Genomic DNA, 15,302 nt, shown 5'->3' on the forward strand with positions numbered 1-15,302 from the left:
GAAGAAAGAAATGATTACTGCATGGTTTTTTGCAGTTTCTTTAGACAAAAAACCCAAGAGAAAAAGGCCGACTTTAAAAATCTACTCACCAATGATTTCGAAAAAGTATCGCCCATAACCACCAATGATGCAATAAAAATAAAATCGCTGAGCGGTATTTAAGGTAGCCTACAGAAGGAAGCAGGCTTGCCCTTTGCATTTAATTGAGATGGAAATCGCTCCTGATTCATTGAATAGAGATCCTGTGCGCGTTAAAGGTAAATTGCGTCATCATCTTAAGAAAAGCTTAATATCTTCATACTACGATGTTGAACTAAGACCTGTTAACTTAAATTTTTTATTATTTTCAAGAGCCAGCCATGCCTAAAACATTTACTCATCTATGTGAAAAAGTCAATCTTAGCTTATTTGATAATACTTTGACGGTTTACCCCAAACAAAACAGATCGTTTAAACCGAACAATAATAGATTTTTTCAATCATCTTCTAATATGAATTACACGAACGTGCGAGTCGGAGTGCTATTTATGAAATACGGGAAAGAACTTGGCATTGACCGATTTGTTCATCGTGGTGATCCTGACCATTATCTGCTCCATCAAGATAGTTTTAGACCCGAAGATAATCACTACCATTGGATGTTTGCAGAAACAATTGATGAATCCAAATTAAATGAAATTTTAGATACTTTAGAGGGATACGCGCTTATTACATCTCAAGAGCATAATAGATGTATGCGTGACTATCAAATGGCTAATATGTTGCCTGATTCTACTGAAACTATAAAAGTTAGCGATGCTAGTTACCTTATTCCTCCCAATGTAGAGTTTACGGTAGAAGAGAAAATTGCGATGAACACACGACCTCAAGATAGATTTAATCTATCCTTGTATTAAATCGACTTGCCCAACAAGCTTTGTTTCTTACCCCCTGCATGGTTACCTTTTTCTAAAATTTAGGTGGATCTATAGCTTGCAGGAGCCGCAGTATAACGCAAAGTTAACTTGACGCTGCCGCCTACAACAATAACAGAGTAGTTACTAATAGACTCTCTTTTGATTGCTTTTTATCTAAGCAAAAAACCTATAAAAGAGTTAAGATTTAGAATACTATTGGATGTGAAATAGAGTGTAACCACATAGAAATGTAAAGGAAGTTTAATTGGATAGTGAAGGAGATTGCATTGGATAGAATCAATAAAAAAGCTGTTGCAGGATGTTTATTAGCATTATCAACCTCTGCTGCATACAGCGGAGCTATGGGACCTGTAACCATTGAACCCACTAGCAGAATTTATTTGGGGGTTTTTGGTGGTGGTGGTGCCGTAAGTAGCACTGATATTAGCCAATACGGAACAGCGTTTCTTTTTGAAAACCTTGGTGGTGCTTTAGCAGTTAATTCCTTTGGTAAAGCAAATAGCAGCTCAATGGGAATGGTAGGAGGCCATATTGGGTTTGCATGGCCTAATCATGTCGGTGTGCATTTGCCAATAACACCAGCTATAGAGCTAGAGGGCTATTATATAGGGGGGGCTAAATTAAAGGGGCATGACATCAATAATGAAACGATAAGGCTTCCAGAACATGATTTTTTTGTTCGTTATCCCTTAAAAACAGGCGTTGCGCTAGTTAATGCTGTTTTGAATGTTGACCACTCATTATTTGGAAACGTTAAACCCTATGTAGGAGTTGGTATAGGTTCGGCTGTAGTCTCTATTTCTGGAGCCAGTTCAGTCCAACTGAGCCCTGCAGAACCTGGATTGAACCATTATAATGCGGATCCTGATGATAAAGCTGTAGCGTTTGCTGTGCAGCCCAAAGTAGGCCTGCGCTATGATTTCAGTTCTCAGGCCAGTTTCTTTGCTGAATACCGATTTCTATATCTTTCTGAAACAAACTATACATTCGGTTCTACTATACAGACGGGACATCCCGTCACAGCTCCCTGGCTGGTTAAAATAAAGCCTCAGTATTACAATATGGGTACAGTAGGTATTGATTTTGATTTATAAATAAATTAGGGCTTTTTATGGCAGCGTCAAGTTAACTTAAAATCCAAATTTTGGTCACAATATTTGGTGCAATACTCACGATAAAAAACTATATTTAGTGGCTATTCGTAGTGTTTCGAAGTTAAGTTGACGGTGCCAATCTTAGACATTTGGTGATGATTATCTAGCGTCATCTGCTCTTCAAGTTGCGATTTGAGATCGATAAAATCGCATTTTTGATAGTGTGTTACCAAAACCGCCGTTGCCAAAGACAATATTCATTGTGTTTTGTTTTAATTAAGGGTAAAGCGGATTTATGGATTGATTTTGAAAATCGAGCCTTAATTTTTTTCCACCGTTGTGAGTAATCCGAATCCCCCGACGGCAACTGCCAAATCATATGAAGATGATCAGGTAAAATCACATAAGCTTTGATCAGAAAAGGGGGGGCGCTTTAACTGTTTGCACTGCCTCTTTTAATAAATGAATGGGGTCTACCAATAGGTATGATTTCCTATTTCGCAGGGTCACAGTAAAGAAAAAAGTGCCTCCGGGCATGAAACTTCTTCGGTAATTCACCCTGTTTATATTCCATGGTGGGTTGGAGTGGAGAATAATAATTACTTAGTCTGATTTGCCAAGCCATGAGAAATATTTCATAGATTATGAGGTTATAAGATATTTAACTGCCTCTATGCCATGGCCATATCCTTGCCGAGGATGCTCAGGATTATTAGAAGTTTATCGTTGTCTTTATGGTTAATTACCTGTACAATATTGTGTCATTAAGCATTTTATTTGTTTCAAATGTTTGTTTTTAACTCTTTCCCAAGCCCAAACTCATTTCCTTTCAGGCATTTTCGGATGGCTTATTCACTGTTACCGGTTATCCGAAATCTCCTGGCGAATTCTGCAAGTCTAGAAGTGTTCAATGTGATTAGCATTGCTTGTGGTACAGCCATTGAACTAGCGGCCTTTGAGCTGTTGGCCCGGTCCAGGGAGGTCAAGGTTAATTATTTGGGCTGCGATATCAATAAAACAGATTTACGTTTTAATATGCGTATCTTACAAAAACAGGCTCCTCATGTGAAGCAAACTTATATCCATGCCAATATTGCCAGTTCTCCGCCTCTGTCAGATATATCAAATGCTCATTGTATCATTTGGCGTCATCCAGAATTTTTAAGTGATCATGACGAAACACCTAATGGGTTAATTTTAGACATGTGTCAAATTTTATGGAATATTCTAGCCCATAAAATGCCAAGGCTCCCCTCTTAATCACCTGCTATGACCCGCACGAAATGATGATTGTTTTAGAACTCATTCAACAATTTTGCGAAGAAGAGCTGAAATATGATTTAACTATTGACAAGCAACCTGGGCGAGCAACCTGGCAAAACCCGACTATTGAGCCAGAAGACCAAGACCCCCTATTCAATTTAAACCACCACGATCAATGTCAATTGCTAATTACCTGCTGCCAAACTAAAAAATTTGTAACTTCCCAGGATATGTTTTTGAAAACCTTAGCGAAAGCTTTCCTTACTATTCTGCCAAGAGTACAACCCAGCGAGGAAAACAAACTGACTAATCTTTTAGAAAATTTAGAGCAACCTAATTCTGATACGCTTAGAGAAGCTACCTCCTTTTTGAATGATCAGATAAGAGCAAAGGACAGTCCCTTTATTGCCAGGGAGCTGTTGCTTTCTTTGCTTACTGACCATTATGAGCAACCCCAAAATTCCCACCTCTTTAGTTGCTAGCTAAAACCACTTATAAAAACTAAATGAGCTCTCCATGAAAGCTAAAAAACGCTATGTTTTAATGGCAATTTTTATATTTCAGATTTCATTAACTGTAAATGCAGGTGCAGAGGCTCGCTCCAATTCCTTTATTACGCCAACAGGATACGATGACATAATTTCATCAAAAATTATTTTTCCAATTTACAGAAGTGGCTGCTGTTCTTGACACGGCGGTGTTTGTGGCTGCCAAAATGGCCGAACTCTTTGCTGTGATGGCTATGCATTATTGAAAATAATATATAAAAAATAGTAATTATTGTTAGTATAATACCTACCCTTAATCCTCTGCCTGCTCTTCTTATCGGTGTACTAAATAATGACAAGATCTGTAAATTTAGCAATATAACAGGGATGAAAAAAGCTACGGGCGTAAAATACTGTGTTGATATATAAAGACTTGCAGAAACGGTAGTGATAAAAAAGCGCAAAGTAATAATTATACTCTCAATAAGAAATAAATAGATAAACAGTGTTGCTGTAATAATCAGTCTATTTGAATAGTCTAGGTTGCGTGCTTTAAGTGAATGAAGCATAAAAAGTATAGCAATCATGCCGGCTACAGATAGGAGACTGACTAACCAATACACAGCTACTAATAGATTAATACTGCCAGAATAATGATCTATGGATGGACCTAACCCATAAATTATCTCATTTATTATGGAAGAATATACAACAGTAGGTGGTGTAACTGTGATATCTATTACTTCTTTATAGGGAATTTTATAAACACCTACAACAAAGACTAACAATGTGACTATTAATAGGGTTTTACTTTGATAAATATTATCGCTTATTTTCATTTACTAATCCTGATCTTCCCCCGATTTAGGAGGTCTAAACGCTAACCCCAGAAATTTCCGACCGCTTTTTAGTCATATTTTCTTTTTACTCTATGCAATAAAACTTTGTTTATTATTGCATCAAGATCAATGATCTTATCACCAGAAAAAATGAAGTGCCCCTGAAAATGGATATGTTGCCAAGCCACAGGCGAAATCTTCTTCAACCGTGCTAATGCCCTTTGATCTCCCTCTGCTTCATATTTCAGTTTAAGCTTGGATAATATTGCCGAATTATAATGAATAATAGCATTGGCAATAAGTCTGGCACATTGATTACTGATTTCAATTTCACGATCGCCTCTACCTGATAATTGCTTTTTTCCATAAGCAGTTGCAATAGCCATGCGCAGTTGGTGATATGATTCCACCCGATTTTGGGAACGATGTATGTCTCGTTGTAACTTTCTATCTTGTAAATATTTCAGGGTGTAAATGCTGCGGATCAATTTATCGTATTCAAAGAGTGCTTTTCTAGTTTTGTTTGAGGCGCTGTACGTGCATAGCTTTTTAATCAGAATGCTTTGGGTGATTTCTTTACAGCCTAACGCCTTGATAATAGGTTCGATATTAGGCCATTCATCCTCAATTAATTGACGATCAATTTTGTCTACAGGCTTGATTAACCAATCTGCAAATTGTGATAGATCATAACCACAGTAAAGATGTTTGAACTGGGCTTGCAGATTGATAAATCGTGGGCAAGGTTTACCACCAAACCAATCCATCACAGCGAAGTTGGCTTTATTAATAAGTGCATGTCGCCTGTAATAGCGGACGACTTATTAAGTTCCAGCTTTTAATAAATATTAATTTAAACCAAGTCCATAGCTTTGAAATCAAAGATATATTAAATGTAAAGTCCATCCCTCTATTCCAAGTAATTAATCCATATTCTGAAGCCAATTTTTAAAATTGGGGTCATCAATAAAATATTCCCCCCTTTCAGGCAATTTTCCTATTAAATTTTTTCTTTGAAGTCCACGTATTGCCGACTGAATAGATGGTACGCTCAACTTCGGCACCCCTAATATTTGGGAAAAATGGGTTCTTTTTCGGCTAGTAGCCTGTGAAATCAAGGTATTCTCTATTAAGGGTATTTTCAAATTGTAAGAATAATTTCTAATTGCCTGTTTAATAAATACAGATGTAATGACTGCTTTGATTCATTAATGTTGGGTGTTTGTGCGTAGGCAGGAATATTATAATTCCTGCCTACGTGGGCGTGGGGACGGAAGATTAGTCTAACTCAACGTCTGTTTCGGTTTGTGCCAGGAATTTATCTTCGTGGTCGATGACGAAACCAGCAAAAATACGCACTAAGCGATCATCCAGTTTTTCGGGATAATGGACGCTGACAGTCCAAGTCTTATCACCCAAATTGCGGTTGATTTCAGCAAGCGCATGAGGGTTATCCGGCGTTTCCAGGATGGCAAAGCGGTGGAAATCAGGCGTTGCGTAGGCAGCTGCAACCTCCTTGTAATTTCCTTCTTCATCGTATTCATAGATAGTGAATTTTGCGGCTTCGAGTGTTGCAAATTTTCCGCTAATTAAACCAATTTTTACGCCGCGAGTATCATAAATATCAATGTCTTTAGCCCAGTGATACAAGATGCCAGGAGACAGCACGCGAGTAATACCAGTCGCTTGCCAGCCATCTTTATTCGATAAGTCATAGTTGTCACGAATACGGAAGGCACTCTTTTTGACGGTTCCAGGGTAGGTATCTTGCTGCGTGGATTTAATTTGGTACTGCTCAGAATATTTATAAACATGTTTTGAAATGGTAAAGGTATAAGGATGATCCTCATGAACACTTGCCAGGGCTACAGACGACAATATTGCAAATAGAACAAACAGGCACGATCTAAATGATTTACGCATTTTATACTACCTTATATTGATTAATAATATTGCAGCAAGCTTGAGTCAGGATTCAGTAAATAATCCAAATAATTTACAGAGTAATCTAACTTCAAGCAGCAGTATGATAAAGCAAATTGCTAAAAAAGTGATACAGGTAATTTGTTACAGTAAGTATCAACTCCAGATTTTTTAGGCTTCCACAGCCACCGCATGCACGGTACTTGGTTCAGGCTTGGTGATCCACACGATAGGAATGAGGGCAAGGAAGATAAGCGATGAGATCCAAAAATATCATTTAATCCAAGGGTATCGGATTGTACATCGACGATGCGATTAAACAGTGCGTAACTTTGTTCTTGATTGATATCTAAAACACGCTGGCTCAGATGGATGAAATCATTAAACGTTGTCGTGTAGGGTGTTGACTGTTCCGTTAATTGCGAGTGATGCACGATCGCGCGATTATTCCAGGTGGTGCTCGCAATCGAGGTGCCAATAGCACCGCAGAATACGCGTGCAAAATTGGATAAGCCTGCAGCCGCCGCAATCTTATCAGCGGGAAGTCCGGACAGAATAATAAGCGACAGCGGGATAAAGAACATCGCGACAGGAATGCCTTGCAATAAGGTAGGGATTACTAAAGTCCAAGTGTCGACACCGCTGGTGTACAGTGAGCGTAGATAGAAGACCAGAGCAAAAAGAAGGAAGGCAATGGTTGTGATCACCCTGGCATCCGTTTTGGGTAAAATTCTCCCGACAATGGGTGAGCAAATCACCGCAAAAACACCCAACGGTGCCATGACTAATCCGGCATTGAGCGAAGGATAGGCCAGATCTTGTTGCAGCCATTGCGGTAATAAAACGAGGTTACCAAAAAACACGCCATATCCCACTGCAATAGCGATGGTACCGCCAGTAAAATTGCGGCCAGCAAAGAGAGAGAGGTCGATCACAGGGTTCTTTTGGGTTAATTCCCAGACCAGAAAATAGCAAAAGGTGACCCCGGCAATAATCGCCAGGATAATGATTTCAGGGGAATTAAACCAATCGAGATTTTTGCCCTTATCGAGCATGATTTGCAGGGCAGCAACCCAAACGATGAGAAGTATTAGACCGATTGTATCAATCGGAAAAATTTTTCGTTCCGTCTCACGGTCGTGATAAATAAACCAACAGACGACAGCAGCAAACAGACCAACTGGGATATTGATGTAAAAAATCCACGACCAATCATAACTAGCTGTTATCCAGCCTCCCAAGGTAGGACCGGCAATGGGGCCGACGGTGGCCGTCATTCCCCAGAGCGCTAAGGCAATTGAACTTTTCTCCCTGGGATAAGAGCCTAGCAAAATAGCTTGTGATAAAGGAATTAAGGGGCCGGCAACAAAGCCCTGCAGGACTCGAGCAAACAGTAAAAAAGGTAAATTGGTTGCTAAACCGCAAAGCCAGGAGGTCAATACAAAGAGTACAATGGCGCTTATAAATAACCGAATTTGCCCAAACCTTAAGGTTAGCCAACCGGTTAACGGGATCGCAATTGCATTCGCTGCAGCAAATACGGTAATAACCCAGGTTCCTTCATCAAGCGAGACACCCAGATTACCTGCAATCGTTGGAATAGCGACATTGGCGATGGATGAATCAAGAACAATCATAAAGGTAGCAAGGGCAACAGCTATCGTTGCAATAACAAGCTTTATCCCCTCTAAAGGAGGGGGTGCAGCCGCATGTTGCGCTTGCTCGGCACTCATTGAGAGGACTCGTTTGTCGCGCGGGGTGAGAGGTTCATGGTTTTGGCTACATTTTCCTTAATGATTCTGATGGTCTCAGCATCGGCTTGCTGACCTAAGTCATCATAAATCGTCGTCTCATACCCAGGTATTTCGGACGCTTCACTGATATATTTTCCGCGTTGATCACGGATATTAACGGTGACTAACATGGATAGGCCAATACGGAGAGGATGCGCTTTCAGTTCTTCAGGATCAATCGCAATACGAACAGGCAGTCGTTGGACTACTTTAATCCAGTTCCCCGTCGCATTTTGCGCTGGCAATAGCGCAAAAGCACTTCCTGTTCCAGCGGAAAAGCCTACAATCTTGCCACGATATCTTACAGAAGAACCGTAGAGCTCTGCGGTCAGGGTAACGGGTTGACCGATACGCATGTTCCTGACCTGTTTTTCTTTAAAATTGGCATCAACCCACACTTGTTCCAAAGGAACAATCGCCATTAAGTGGGCGCCTGGTGCAATGCGTTGCCCAACTTGAGCAACCCGTTTGGAAATTTCACCGGAAACCGGAGCAACGATTTCACTGCGTTTATAAGCGATGTATGCTTCCCGGAATCTTGCTGCTGCCAATAAAACACTTGGGTGTTGTTGCAGGTTCGTGTTTTCTGTTAATGCCTGATTGGCTAAAAGTGCGGAGCGGGCCTGAGTGAGCGATGCATCTGCACTTTTGAGGGATTCTTTGGCATGCGTTAATTCTTCGTTCGAAACCGCGCCATAGCCTATGGCTGCCTTACGGCGTCCTAAATCCTGGTTTGCTCTGGCAAGTATTGCTTCTCTGTCTTTAATATTGGCCATGAGGCCCTTGTTATTAATAAATAATTGCTGGGTATTTCGTATAGTGGATGCAAGATTGGCTTCGGCTTGTTGAAGTGCAATAAAGCTATCAATTGGATCTAATTGCACGAGAAGCTGACCGGTTTTAACAAACTGGGTATCGTCCACTTTGACCGCGATAATCGTGCCGGCAACTTGTGAGGTAATTGGAATGATATTGCCATTGACATAAGCGTTATCAGTCTCTACGTAAAAACGGCCTACCAATAACCAATACAAGCCGTAAAGTACGGCTACAAGCAAAAAACGAGGGTCAGTAAAGTAAGAAAAACTGTCCGCTTCTGACTCATTGCTTGTTCGTCGTTGGATTGAGTAGAAACCTGTTCTGACATTAACTCTCCTGCTTTAGGTTTTTGCATTTATAGCAAATCGGGGTTCCAAAGCCCCCGCCAAGTGCTTTGATTAACGCTATCTGCAGATTACGGCGACTTGTAACAAGTTGCAAATGTGTTTGTTGTTCGTTCAAATAACTCAGCTCGGCATCTAACACCACCAATTGCGCAGCAAGGCCTGTACGGTATTGAACTCTTGATAAATTGAAGGCTTGTTCTGCTGCATTCAATGCCTCGTTCTGGGGTCTTAGTTGTTTATCAACCGATTGAATGGCGGCTAATTGATTGGCCACTTCGCCAAAAGCACGATTCAGTGTGCTGTTATACTCAGCGACTGCTTCTTCATAAAGCGCATACTTGCCGCGAAGTTGCGCTCGTAGGGCGCCTGCGTCAAAGATGGGTAAACTAAAGGCTGCCCCCATAAATCTTACATTGGCAGTCGTCGTAACATCGCTCAGAGCAAACGCCAGGTAGGCTGCGCCTGCGGCCAAGTTCACATCAGGATAAAATCTCGCTTTCGTGCCCTTTATGCCATGACGGCTTGCTTCTACTTTCCAGCGAGCTCCGACAATATCAGGCCGTCTCCCCAAGAGATTTAAGGGCAAATTATCAGGTAATTGCGGGGTTTGGATCATTTTTAGCCGGGGTGGTTTGATAGCTAATCCTCTATCCGGTCCGGCACCTAACAACACGCCTAATTGTTGGCGTACAGTGATTATTTGTCCTTCAGTCGCAATAAGCTGGGTACGCGCTGTTTCGGTACTGGTTCGTGATTGGTAGACCTGCGTTTTGGTATCCAGGCCTGTGCGTAAACGTACCAGAGAAATTTTATTCAACCCCTCGCGTTGAGCCACTGTACGTCTTAATACGTCACGCAACGCGTAATAATACGCTAATTGATTGTAGGTCGAGGCTACCGAGGTGGCCAGAGAAAGGCTCGCTTCTTGCGCTGCAGCTTCTGCCGCTCTTTCTTGTGAAATGGCTTCTCTGAGAAAAGAGATATTTTTTCCCCAAATATCCAAATCCTGATTGAGATTTAAGAGGAAAGCACGTTGTGTAAAGGTGGCATTATCTATATCGAAAGGAAGGTCGGCTGACGTAGCAACCCGTACACGATCAATAGCGCCACGCGAATTGATTTGCGGATATAAAGCCGCTGATTTATTGGCTGCCAGCGCCTGGGCTTGTTTTATACGGGCTCTGGCGATTTCCAAATCAGGATTGCAGGCAATGGCTTCATTAATTAAAGCAATCAGTTGTGGATCGCCAAATTGATTAGCCCAGTCAAGCTTAGGCCAATGCCCATGTTGCTTTGGTATACCTTTACTGGTCTGAAATTGTGAGGGCTGCGCCATTTTTTTATGACTATGAATACCCAGATAATTGACGCAACCAACCAGGGTGGCGCACAAGGTGAGTACCAATACCCTGCAAGCGCTTCGGAAAAAGCCGTCTGATAATGATTTGGTGTGAGCATTCCCGAAAATCACATTGACCCTATTTATCTGAGTTAAAGAAAAACGGTTCTGGCAAGTCACAACCGTTGAGTGCTATCTTATCGATCTAAGTTAACTATCAGTTAGTTAAACTTATCTGGTCAATAGGTGTTTCGCAATAGTCAGCTTATCTGTTTTATACAGGAAGTGCTTGTTTATGTTCAAAATTAAACCAAAAAGGCGAGTCTATAAAAGTGCTGCTACACTAACTAAATACCCTCTACCGATAAAGGATTATCAATGAGAATAGTCTATTATTTGTGTCTTCTACTGATTAGTTGTAGTTGTTTGGGACAAACTCGCGAAATTGCGCTCACGATTGATGATTTGCCGCTGGTCGCGTCAAAAATGAATACGCCGGGCAATCAGCAACGCTCCATTGAGCGTTTCAATCGAATTATTCAAGCGCTCACCGAACACAATGTCCCTGCAACAGGGTTTGTGATTGCGGGAGCGATAGGAAAAGGCCAATGGGAATTCCTTGAGCAGTTTCGGGCTGCGGGATTTATGATCGGCAACCATACTTACTCGCACTACAATTTAAATCAAATGAGTGCTGAGAAATACATTGCTGATGTTGCGCGGGCCGATAAAATTCTTTCTCCCTTGATGACTGAACCAAAATATTTTCGTTATCCCTATTTGGCAGAAGGCAATAAGAATACGAAACCTAAGGTTCTTAATTATCTTAATGAACATCATTACACCATTGCACCGGTAACCATTGATAGCAAGGATTTTGCCTTTAATGAACAGCTTTACCACGTTCCTTATCGCGCAAGGGAAGCTTATGTAAAAAAGATGAAAGCACGTTACCTTGCTTACATCTGGAAACAAACACTTAGAGCAGAGAGACTGGCTAAAGATCCAAATGCAAAGCAAATTTTATTAGTGCATGCGAATTTACTGAACAGCTATCTCTTAGGTGATGTTATTCAGATGTATAAAGACAATGGCTATACCTTCATCACCTTAACCGAGGCACTGCAAAATCCTGCACCCTCCCTGACTATCCCTTCTACGGCCAGGACACCCTCAGAGGGTGATGTATTAAAAAAATTAGTAACGAGTTTCTTCCTTTGGTGCCTGAAAATGGGGGGCAATTAAGCAGCGCTGAGTCTTATGTGTGGGGGCAAGGGTCAATCAAGAATTCGCTTTGTCCTCACCAATCATTTTCTCAACATCCTCTTTCTTCAAAAAGGCTAATTCTTTTTGACCCGCTAAAGTTAAATATAACCCTGTTTTTAGCACTGAATTTATGGCAGCTCCCCACGTTAGCCAGAATACAATAAGAAGTAATAAGGCATAAAAGATATAGTCATCCATGATCGCTTGATAACGGCCAGGGATCCAATAGGGAGACCAATGTATAAAAAGGTAGAGAGGCAATAAATACAAGCCTAAGAGTAATAAGATATTAACTTGAAATACGGCGGATTCGGGGAAATAGTTTTTGGCTTTATCAAAGGCAAGACTAGGGGGTAATTTTTCAATCATGATAAACGGCATGATTAAAAAAGCGCATAGATGCCAGCCAACATTAACTGCTTTAAAAAAGAGTCTGCCGAAATTACCGGCGCGCGAAAGTAGCGATAAAATAAATCCGCCACAGGTAAAGAAAATGCCCCAGGAAAGTAATACATAGCGTTGTGACCAACATTGGCTGAATCCCTGTTTAAGCGACATTTCTTTTCCCGATAATTTAAAATTTGCCGTATAAACTAATAGAGCACTACAGAAGGTATTGATACCCACGATCAAAAAATTAAGGTTAAAAAACCGACGATTTGCAAGTACCAATAGTAGTGAGGCATATTGGGTTGTAGATTCAGCTCCGCACCGAAACGAACACCAAAGCCTAATAACACCACTCCTGAAAATGTAAAAATAAGAGCAATCAGAGGAAGAATAATAAATAGTTTATTTTTTACTGTGAATCGTACAGTTTGCAGAAATAAACGATTCGTGGCTCTTAGTTTAATAAGAAACATTGTGCCTGATGAGAATGACCTGTAAATAAAATTATAGACGGAATAACGCTACATGACTCTATGCCAATAATTGAATAGTAGCCCATGTTTCCCGAATAACGGATCGCTTGCTGGCAACCCTACCTTCTTAAGATTGTTGTCGACTCGCGGGTGTTCTTCAGCCTTACCGTAATTCATATCGCAGTCTACATCAAAAAGGATAAGCGCCAATGCATTTGAAATCGCTGCTTGAACCCACATTTTTATGGGCGACACCGGCGGGGAGAATGATGATATCACCTCGGGAAATCGCATAAATTTTGCCTTCGTTACCGCCAATCTGAACTTGGCAGTTTCCTGCAATGACGACTAATAATTCATGGGTATTGCTATGGTAATGATGATTTTTATAGATCCCATCAACCCAGGAATTGATCCACTGATTGTGGTGCAAAAATTCCTGAATTACTTGAGGCGGATGGTCAGTCAAGGCAACCATGTTTTTGTATATCAATAAGGGATAATGCACGTTATTAGGGAAGTCGCCATTTTCTCTGATTAACTCGTGAATGACCTCTTTGGGTTGTTCGAGTTGTATCTCTTTCATTTCATTTCCTATTGTTGAACGCTTGTTCTTTCCACCCAATATCTAAATGTAGTCTCTGTAACGTATCTAAATAATCGTTGAGAGAAATCTGTCCCACACAGGCTGTGGCACCAGATAAATCCTGTTCTTCATCACTTAAACGCTCAGCCAGTAAAATCGCTGGTATGCAGGGAATGTATAAGCCATCCCCATGTTTTGCATAAATATCAAAGCGTAATTGTTTAGCTTGTTGTTGGTGATCCAGCCCCGAGAGTTCCATATAAAAACCCGTGTTATCATGTCCAAGTGCATTGAAAGCATGGGAGATTTTCAGCAAGGCTTCAGCAGATTTATCAAGGGAGGGAAAGAGGTTAAGCCTGACCAGCCAAGACATAAAAAATAAAATTAAATGCAAGGTTTTTAATTCGAGGCTCGCCTGAAAGCGAATGGTTTTTAAATGGGGATAGCGCTCTGGAAACAAGGCTAAATCAGGCACATCACAATTACCGAGAAACCGTTTATTTAATTGCCAAAATTGTTTTAATTGCAAATCCTGCCAGCCATAAATCAACTGCTGTTTGCCATCAATCAGGCTATAAAATGGTTTTCCGGCGTAGCTTAGAACACCAGCAGTCGTTGCTAATCCTTGATTGGTTAATTGTGCCGTTGCAATGGCATAGTCAACTTTCTCCAGTACTGAAAATTGCTCAAGATAATGGTCGATAATAGCGCTGGTTAATGCCGGTAAAGAACTTGCACCACTGCAAATGAAGAGATTCTTCTCTTTTGCTTCAGAATCCAGTTTAGAGATACCATAAACAAAATCCCGTGAATCAGCCAAATCAATATAATGACAGCCTTGCTTAAGACAGGCTTCAGCCACGCTATAGTCCTGGCCTTGAAAAGGGCCGGCAGTGTGAATAACAATGTCTGGTTGAATCTCTGCAAAGGTCTTTGCAAGGTTTTGCGAAATATCGCACTGTATTGCCTGAGCAGGATGAATTGGTTTCAAGGTTTTAACGAATGCCCGCGCTTTCTCAAGGCGTCGCCCGCCAATGATTAATTGTATATTGGGATTTTTTCCCAATACTTTTGCAATATAACGCCCAAAATTGCCGTACCCGCCAAGAATGAAGAGTTTTTTATTTTCATTCAAATATCTCTGAAAACGTCCTGCACTGACACTTATTTATGCCATCACTATAATGAACAAACGCCATTTCTCAAAATGGGAATTTACTTTTTATTTGTCTGTTCTCTTAGTCATGGTCGTTCCCCGTATTGGGGGATAAAAAAACATAGACCATATGATTAATATTTATATAAAATTACAGGGGGCGAAATATTGCGCAAAACCTATACTAACTGTTAAAATCGGGAGATTAATTTTTATAGATAGATTTTTTATAGACGTTTCGTATGCCTTTATCACAAATAAATCAAATAAAAGACTCCTTCTTTTATAACTCACCCAAGCAACAAAGCCATTTTGATTTTAGGGCTGATGATTTTAATTTGAATCAACTGGATGCAGAATTTTCGTCTATGTACCAATTATTTATTTCCAATAAACGCTGTTGGGAAAATGAGCGCCAAAATGAAGTCGTGCTAATGGTAGATGCTTTATGTGATTTGATGATTCAGTATTATAAATACCATCATGTTCAAGCGAAGCTAGACGATCTGAAGAAAAAGAAAGGTGAAATAACCGCGTTTAGAAACAATAATCTTTCATCCGGCAATCAAAACGATAAAAATCACCCGAACACCTTTTTCCTCTGGAATA

General features: G+C 40.6%; 15 protein-coding genes and 2 pseudogenes. 6 read left to right on the forward strand and 11 right to left on the reverse strand.

What is annotated here, in order from left to right; all coding sequences use genetic code 11:
• The first annotated feature begins 359 nt into the window (after window positions 1–359).
• Complete coding sequence (locus tag BN58_RS21420) at window positions 360–896, forward strand: hypothetical protein (RefSeq protein ID WP_019215496.1); 537 nt, start codon at window positions 360–362, stop codon at window positions 894–896.
• A 287-nt stretch (window positions 897–1,183) separates the two neighbouring features.
• The gene (locus tag BN58_RS02480; RefSeq protein WP_019215497.1) at window positions 1,184–2,011 is read left to right on the forward strand and encodes a porin family protein; all 828 of its coding nucleotides are present in this window, start codon (window positions 1,184–1,186) and stop codon (window positions 2,009–2,011) included.
• A gap of 226 nt (window positions 2,012–2,237) precedes the next feature.
• On the opposite strand, the gene BN58_RS37425 is transcribed toward BN58_RS02480, so the two are convergent.
• Window positions 2,238–2,429 carry a hypothetical protein gene (locus BN58_RS37425; RefSeq protein ID WP_408605448.1) on the reverse strand — a complete coding sequence of 64 codons (192 nt, stop codon included), beginning with the start codon at window positions 2,427–2,429 and terminating at the stop codon, window positions 2,238–2,240.
• Between the two features lie 425 nt (window positions 2,430–2,854).
• Between BN58_RS37425 and BN58_RS02485 the strand changes: the two genes are divergently transcribed.
• Window positions 2,855–3,271, forward strand: a complete 417-nt coding sequence (locus tag BN58_RS02485; RefSeq protein ID WP_019215498.1) for a hypothetical protein — start codon at window positions 2,855–2,857, stop codon at window positions 3,269–3,271.
• Window positions 3,272–3,294: 23 nt separating this feature from the next.
• A complete protein-coding gene (locus BN58_RS02490) occupies window positions 3,295–3,756 on the forward strand; it encodes a hypothetical protein (protein ID WP_019215499.1) in 462 nt (153 codons plus the stop codon).
• 170 nt (window positions 3,757–3,926) lie between these two features.
• On the opposite strand, the gene BN58_RS02495 is transcribed toward BN58_RS02490, so the two are convergent.
• The 6 genes and pseudogenes from BN58_RS02495 to BN58_RS21435 form a co-directional block, all read right to left on the reverse strand.
• The gene (locus BN58_RS02495) at window positions 3,927–4,601 is read right to left on the reverse strand and encodes a hypothetical protein (RefSeq protein ID WP_019215500.1); all 675 of its coding nucleotides are present in this window, start codon (window positions 4,599–4,601) and stop codon (window positions 3,927–3,929) included.
• 68 nt (window positions 4,602–4,669) lie between these two features.
• Window positions 4,670–5,418 (reverse strand): annotated as a pseudogene (locus BN58_RS02500) (Tn3 family transposase); the annotation flags it as partial.
• A 461-nt stretch (window positions 5,419–5,879) separates the two neighbouring features.
• Window positions 5,880–6,524, reverse strand: coding sequence for a hypothetical protein (locus tag BN58_RS02510; RefSeq protein WP_019215503.1), 645 nt, complete (start codon window positions 6,522–6,524; stop codon window positions 5,880–5,882).
• A gap of 119 nt (window positions 6,525–6,643) precedes the next feature.
• On the reverse strand, window positions 6,644–8,257 hold the full coding sequence (locus BN58_RS21425; protein WP_269570080.1) for a DHA2 family efflux MFS transporter permease subunit: 1,614 nt from the start codon (window positions 8,255–8,257) through the stop codon (window positions 6,644–6,646).
• A complete protein-coding gene (locus BN58_RS21430; protein WP_019215504.1) occupies window positions 8,254–9,375 on the reverse strand; it encodes an HlyD family secretion protein in 1,122 nt (373 codons plus the stop codon). Before BN58_RS21430 ends, BN58_RS21425 begins: the two co-directional genes overlap by 4 nt.
• An 88-nt stretch (window positions 9,376–9,463) precedes the next feature.
• The gene (locus tag BN58_RS21435) at window positions 9,464–10,954 is read right to left on the reverse strand and encodes an efflux transporter outer membrane subunit (RefSeq protein ID WP_198009801.1); all 1,491 of its coding nucleotides are present in this window, start codon (window positions 10,952–10,954) and stop codon (window positions 9,464–9,466) included.
• 246 nt (window positions 10,955–11,200) lie between these two features.
• On the opposite strand from BN58_RS21435, the gene BN58_RS21440 reads away from it, so the two are divergent.
• On the forward strand, window positions 11,201–12,067 hold the full coding sequence (locus tag BN58_RS21440) for a polysaccharide deacetylase family protein (protein ID WP_019215506.1): 867 nt from the start codon (window positions 11,201–11,203) through the stop codon (window positions 12,065–12,067).
• A 36-nt stretch (window positions 12,068–12,103) separates the two neighbouring features.
• On the opposite strand, the gene BN58_RS02535 is transcribed toward BN58_RS21440, so the two are convergent.
• From BN58_RS02535 to BN58_RS02550, 4 genes are all read right to left on the reverse strand, one after another.
• Entirely contained in the window at window positions 12,104–12,715 is a 612-nt protein-coding gene (locus BN58_RS02535) for a DUF6159 family protein (RefSeq protein ID WP_040916056.1), read from the reverse strand.
• Window positions 12,716–12,717: 2 nt separating this feature from the next.
• Window positions 12,718–12,951, reverse strand: a complete 234-nt coding sequence (locus BN58_RS02540; protein ID WP_019215508.1) for a hypothetical protein — start codon at window positions 12,949–12,951, stop codon at window positions 12,718–12,720.
• Between the two features lie 190 nt (window positions 12,952–13,141).
• Window positions 13,142–13,537, reverse strand: a complete 396-nt coding sequence (locus tag BN58_RS21445) for a cupin domain-containing protein (protein WP_019215510.1) — start codon at window positions 13,535–13,537, stop codon at window positions 13,142–13,144.
• Between the two features lies 1 nt (window position 13,538).
• On the reverse strand, window positions 13,539–14,672 hold the full coding sequence (locus BN58_RS02550; protein WP_019215511.1) for a saccharopine dehydrogenase family protein: 1,134 nt from the start codon (window positions 14,670–14,672) through the stop codon (window positions 13,539–13,541).
• Window positions 14,673–14,935: 263 nt separating this feature from the next.
• On the opposite strand from BN58_RS02550, the pseudogene BN58_RS02555 reads away from it, so the two are divergent.
• Window positions 14,936–15,302, forward strand: a pseudogene (locus BN58_RS02555) (hypothetical protein); the annotation flags it as partial.

The sequence above is a fragment of the Legionella tunisiensis genome, assembly GCF_000308315.1.
GTDB lineage: Bacteria > Pseudomonadota > Gammaproteobacteria > Legionellales > Legionellaceae > Tatlockia > Tatlockia tunisiensis.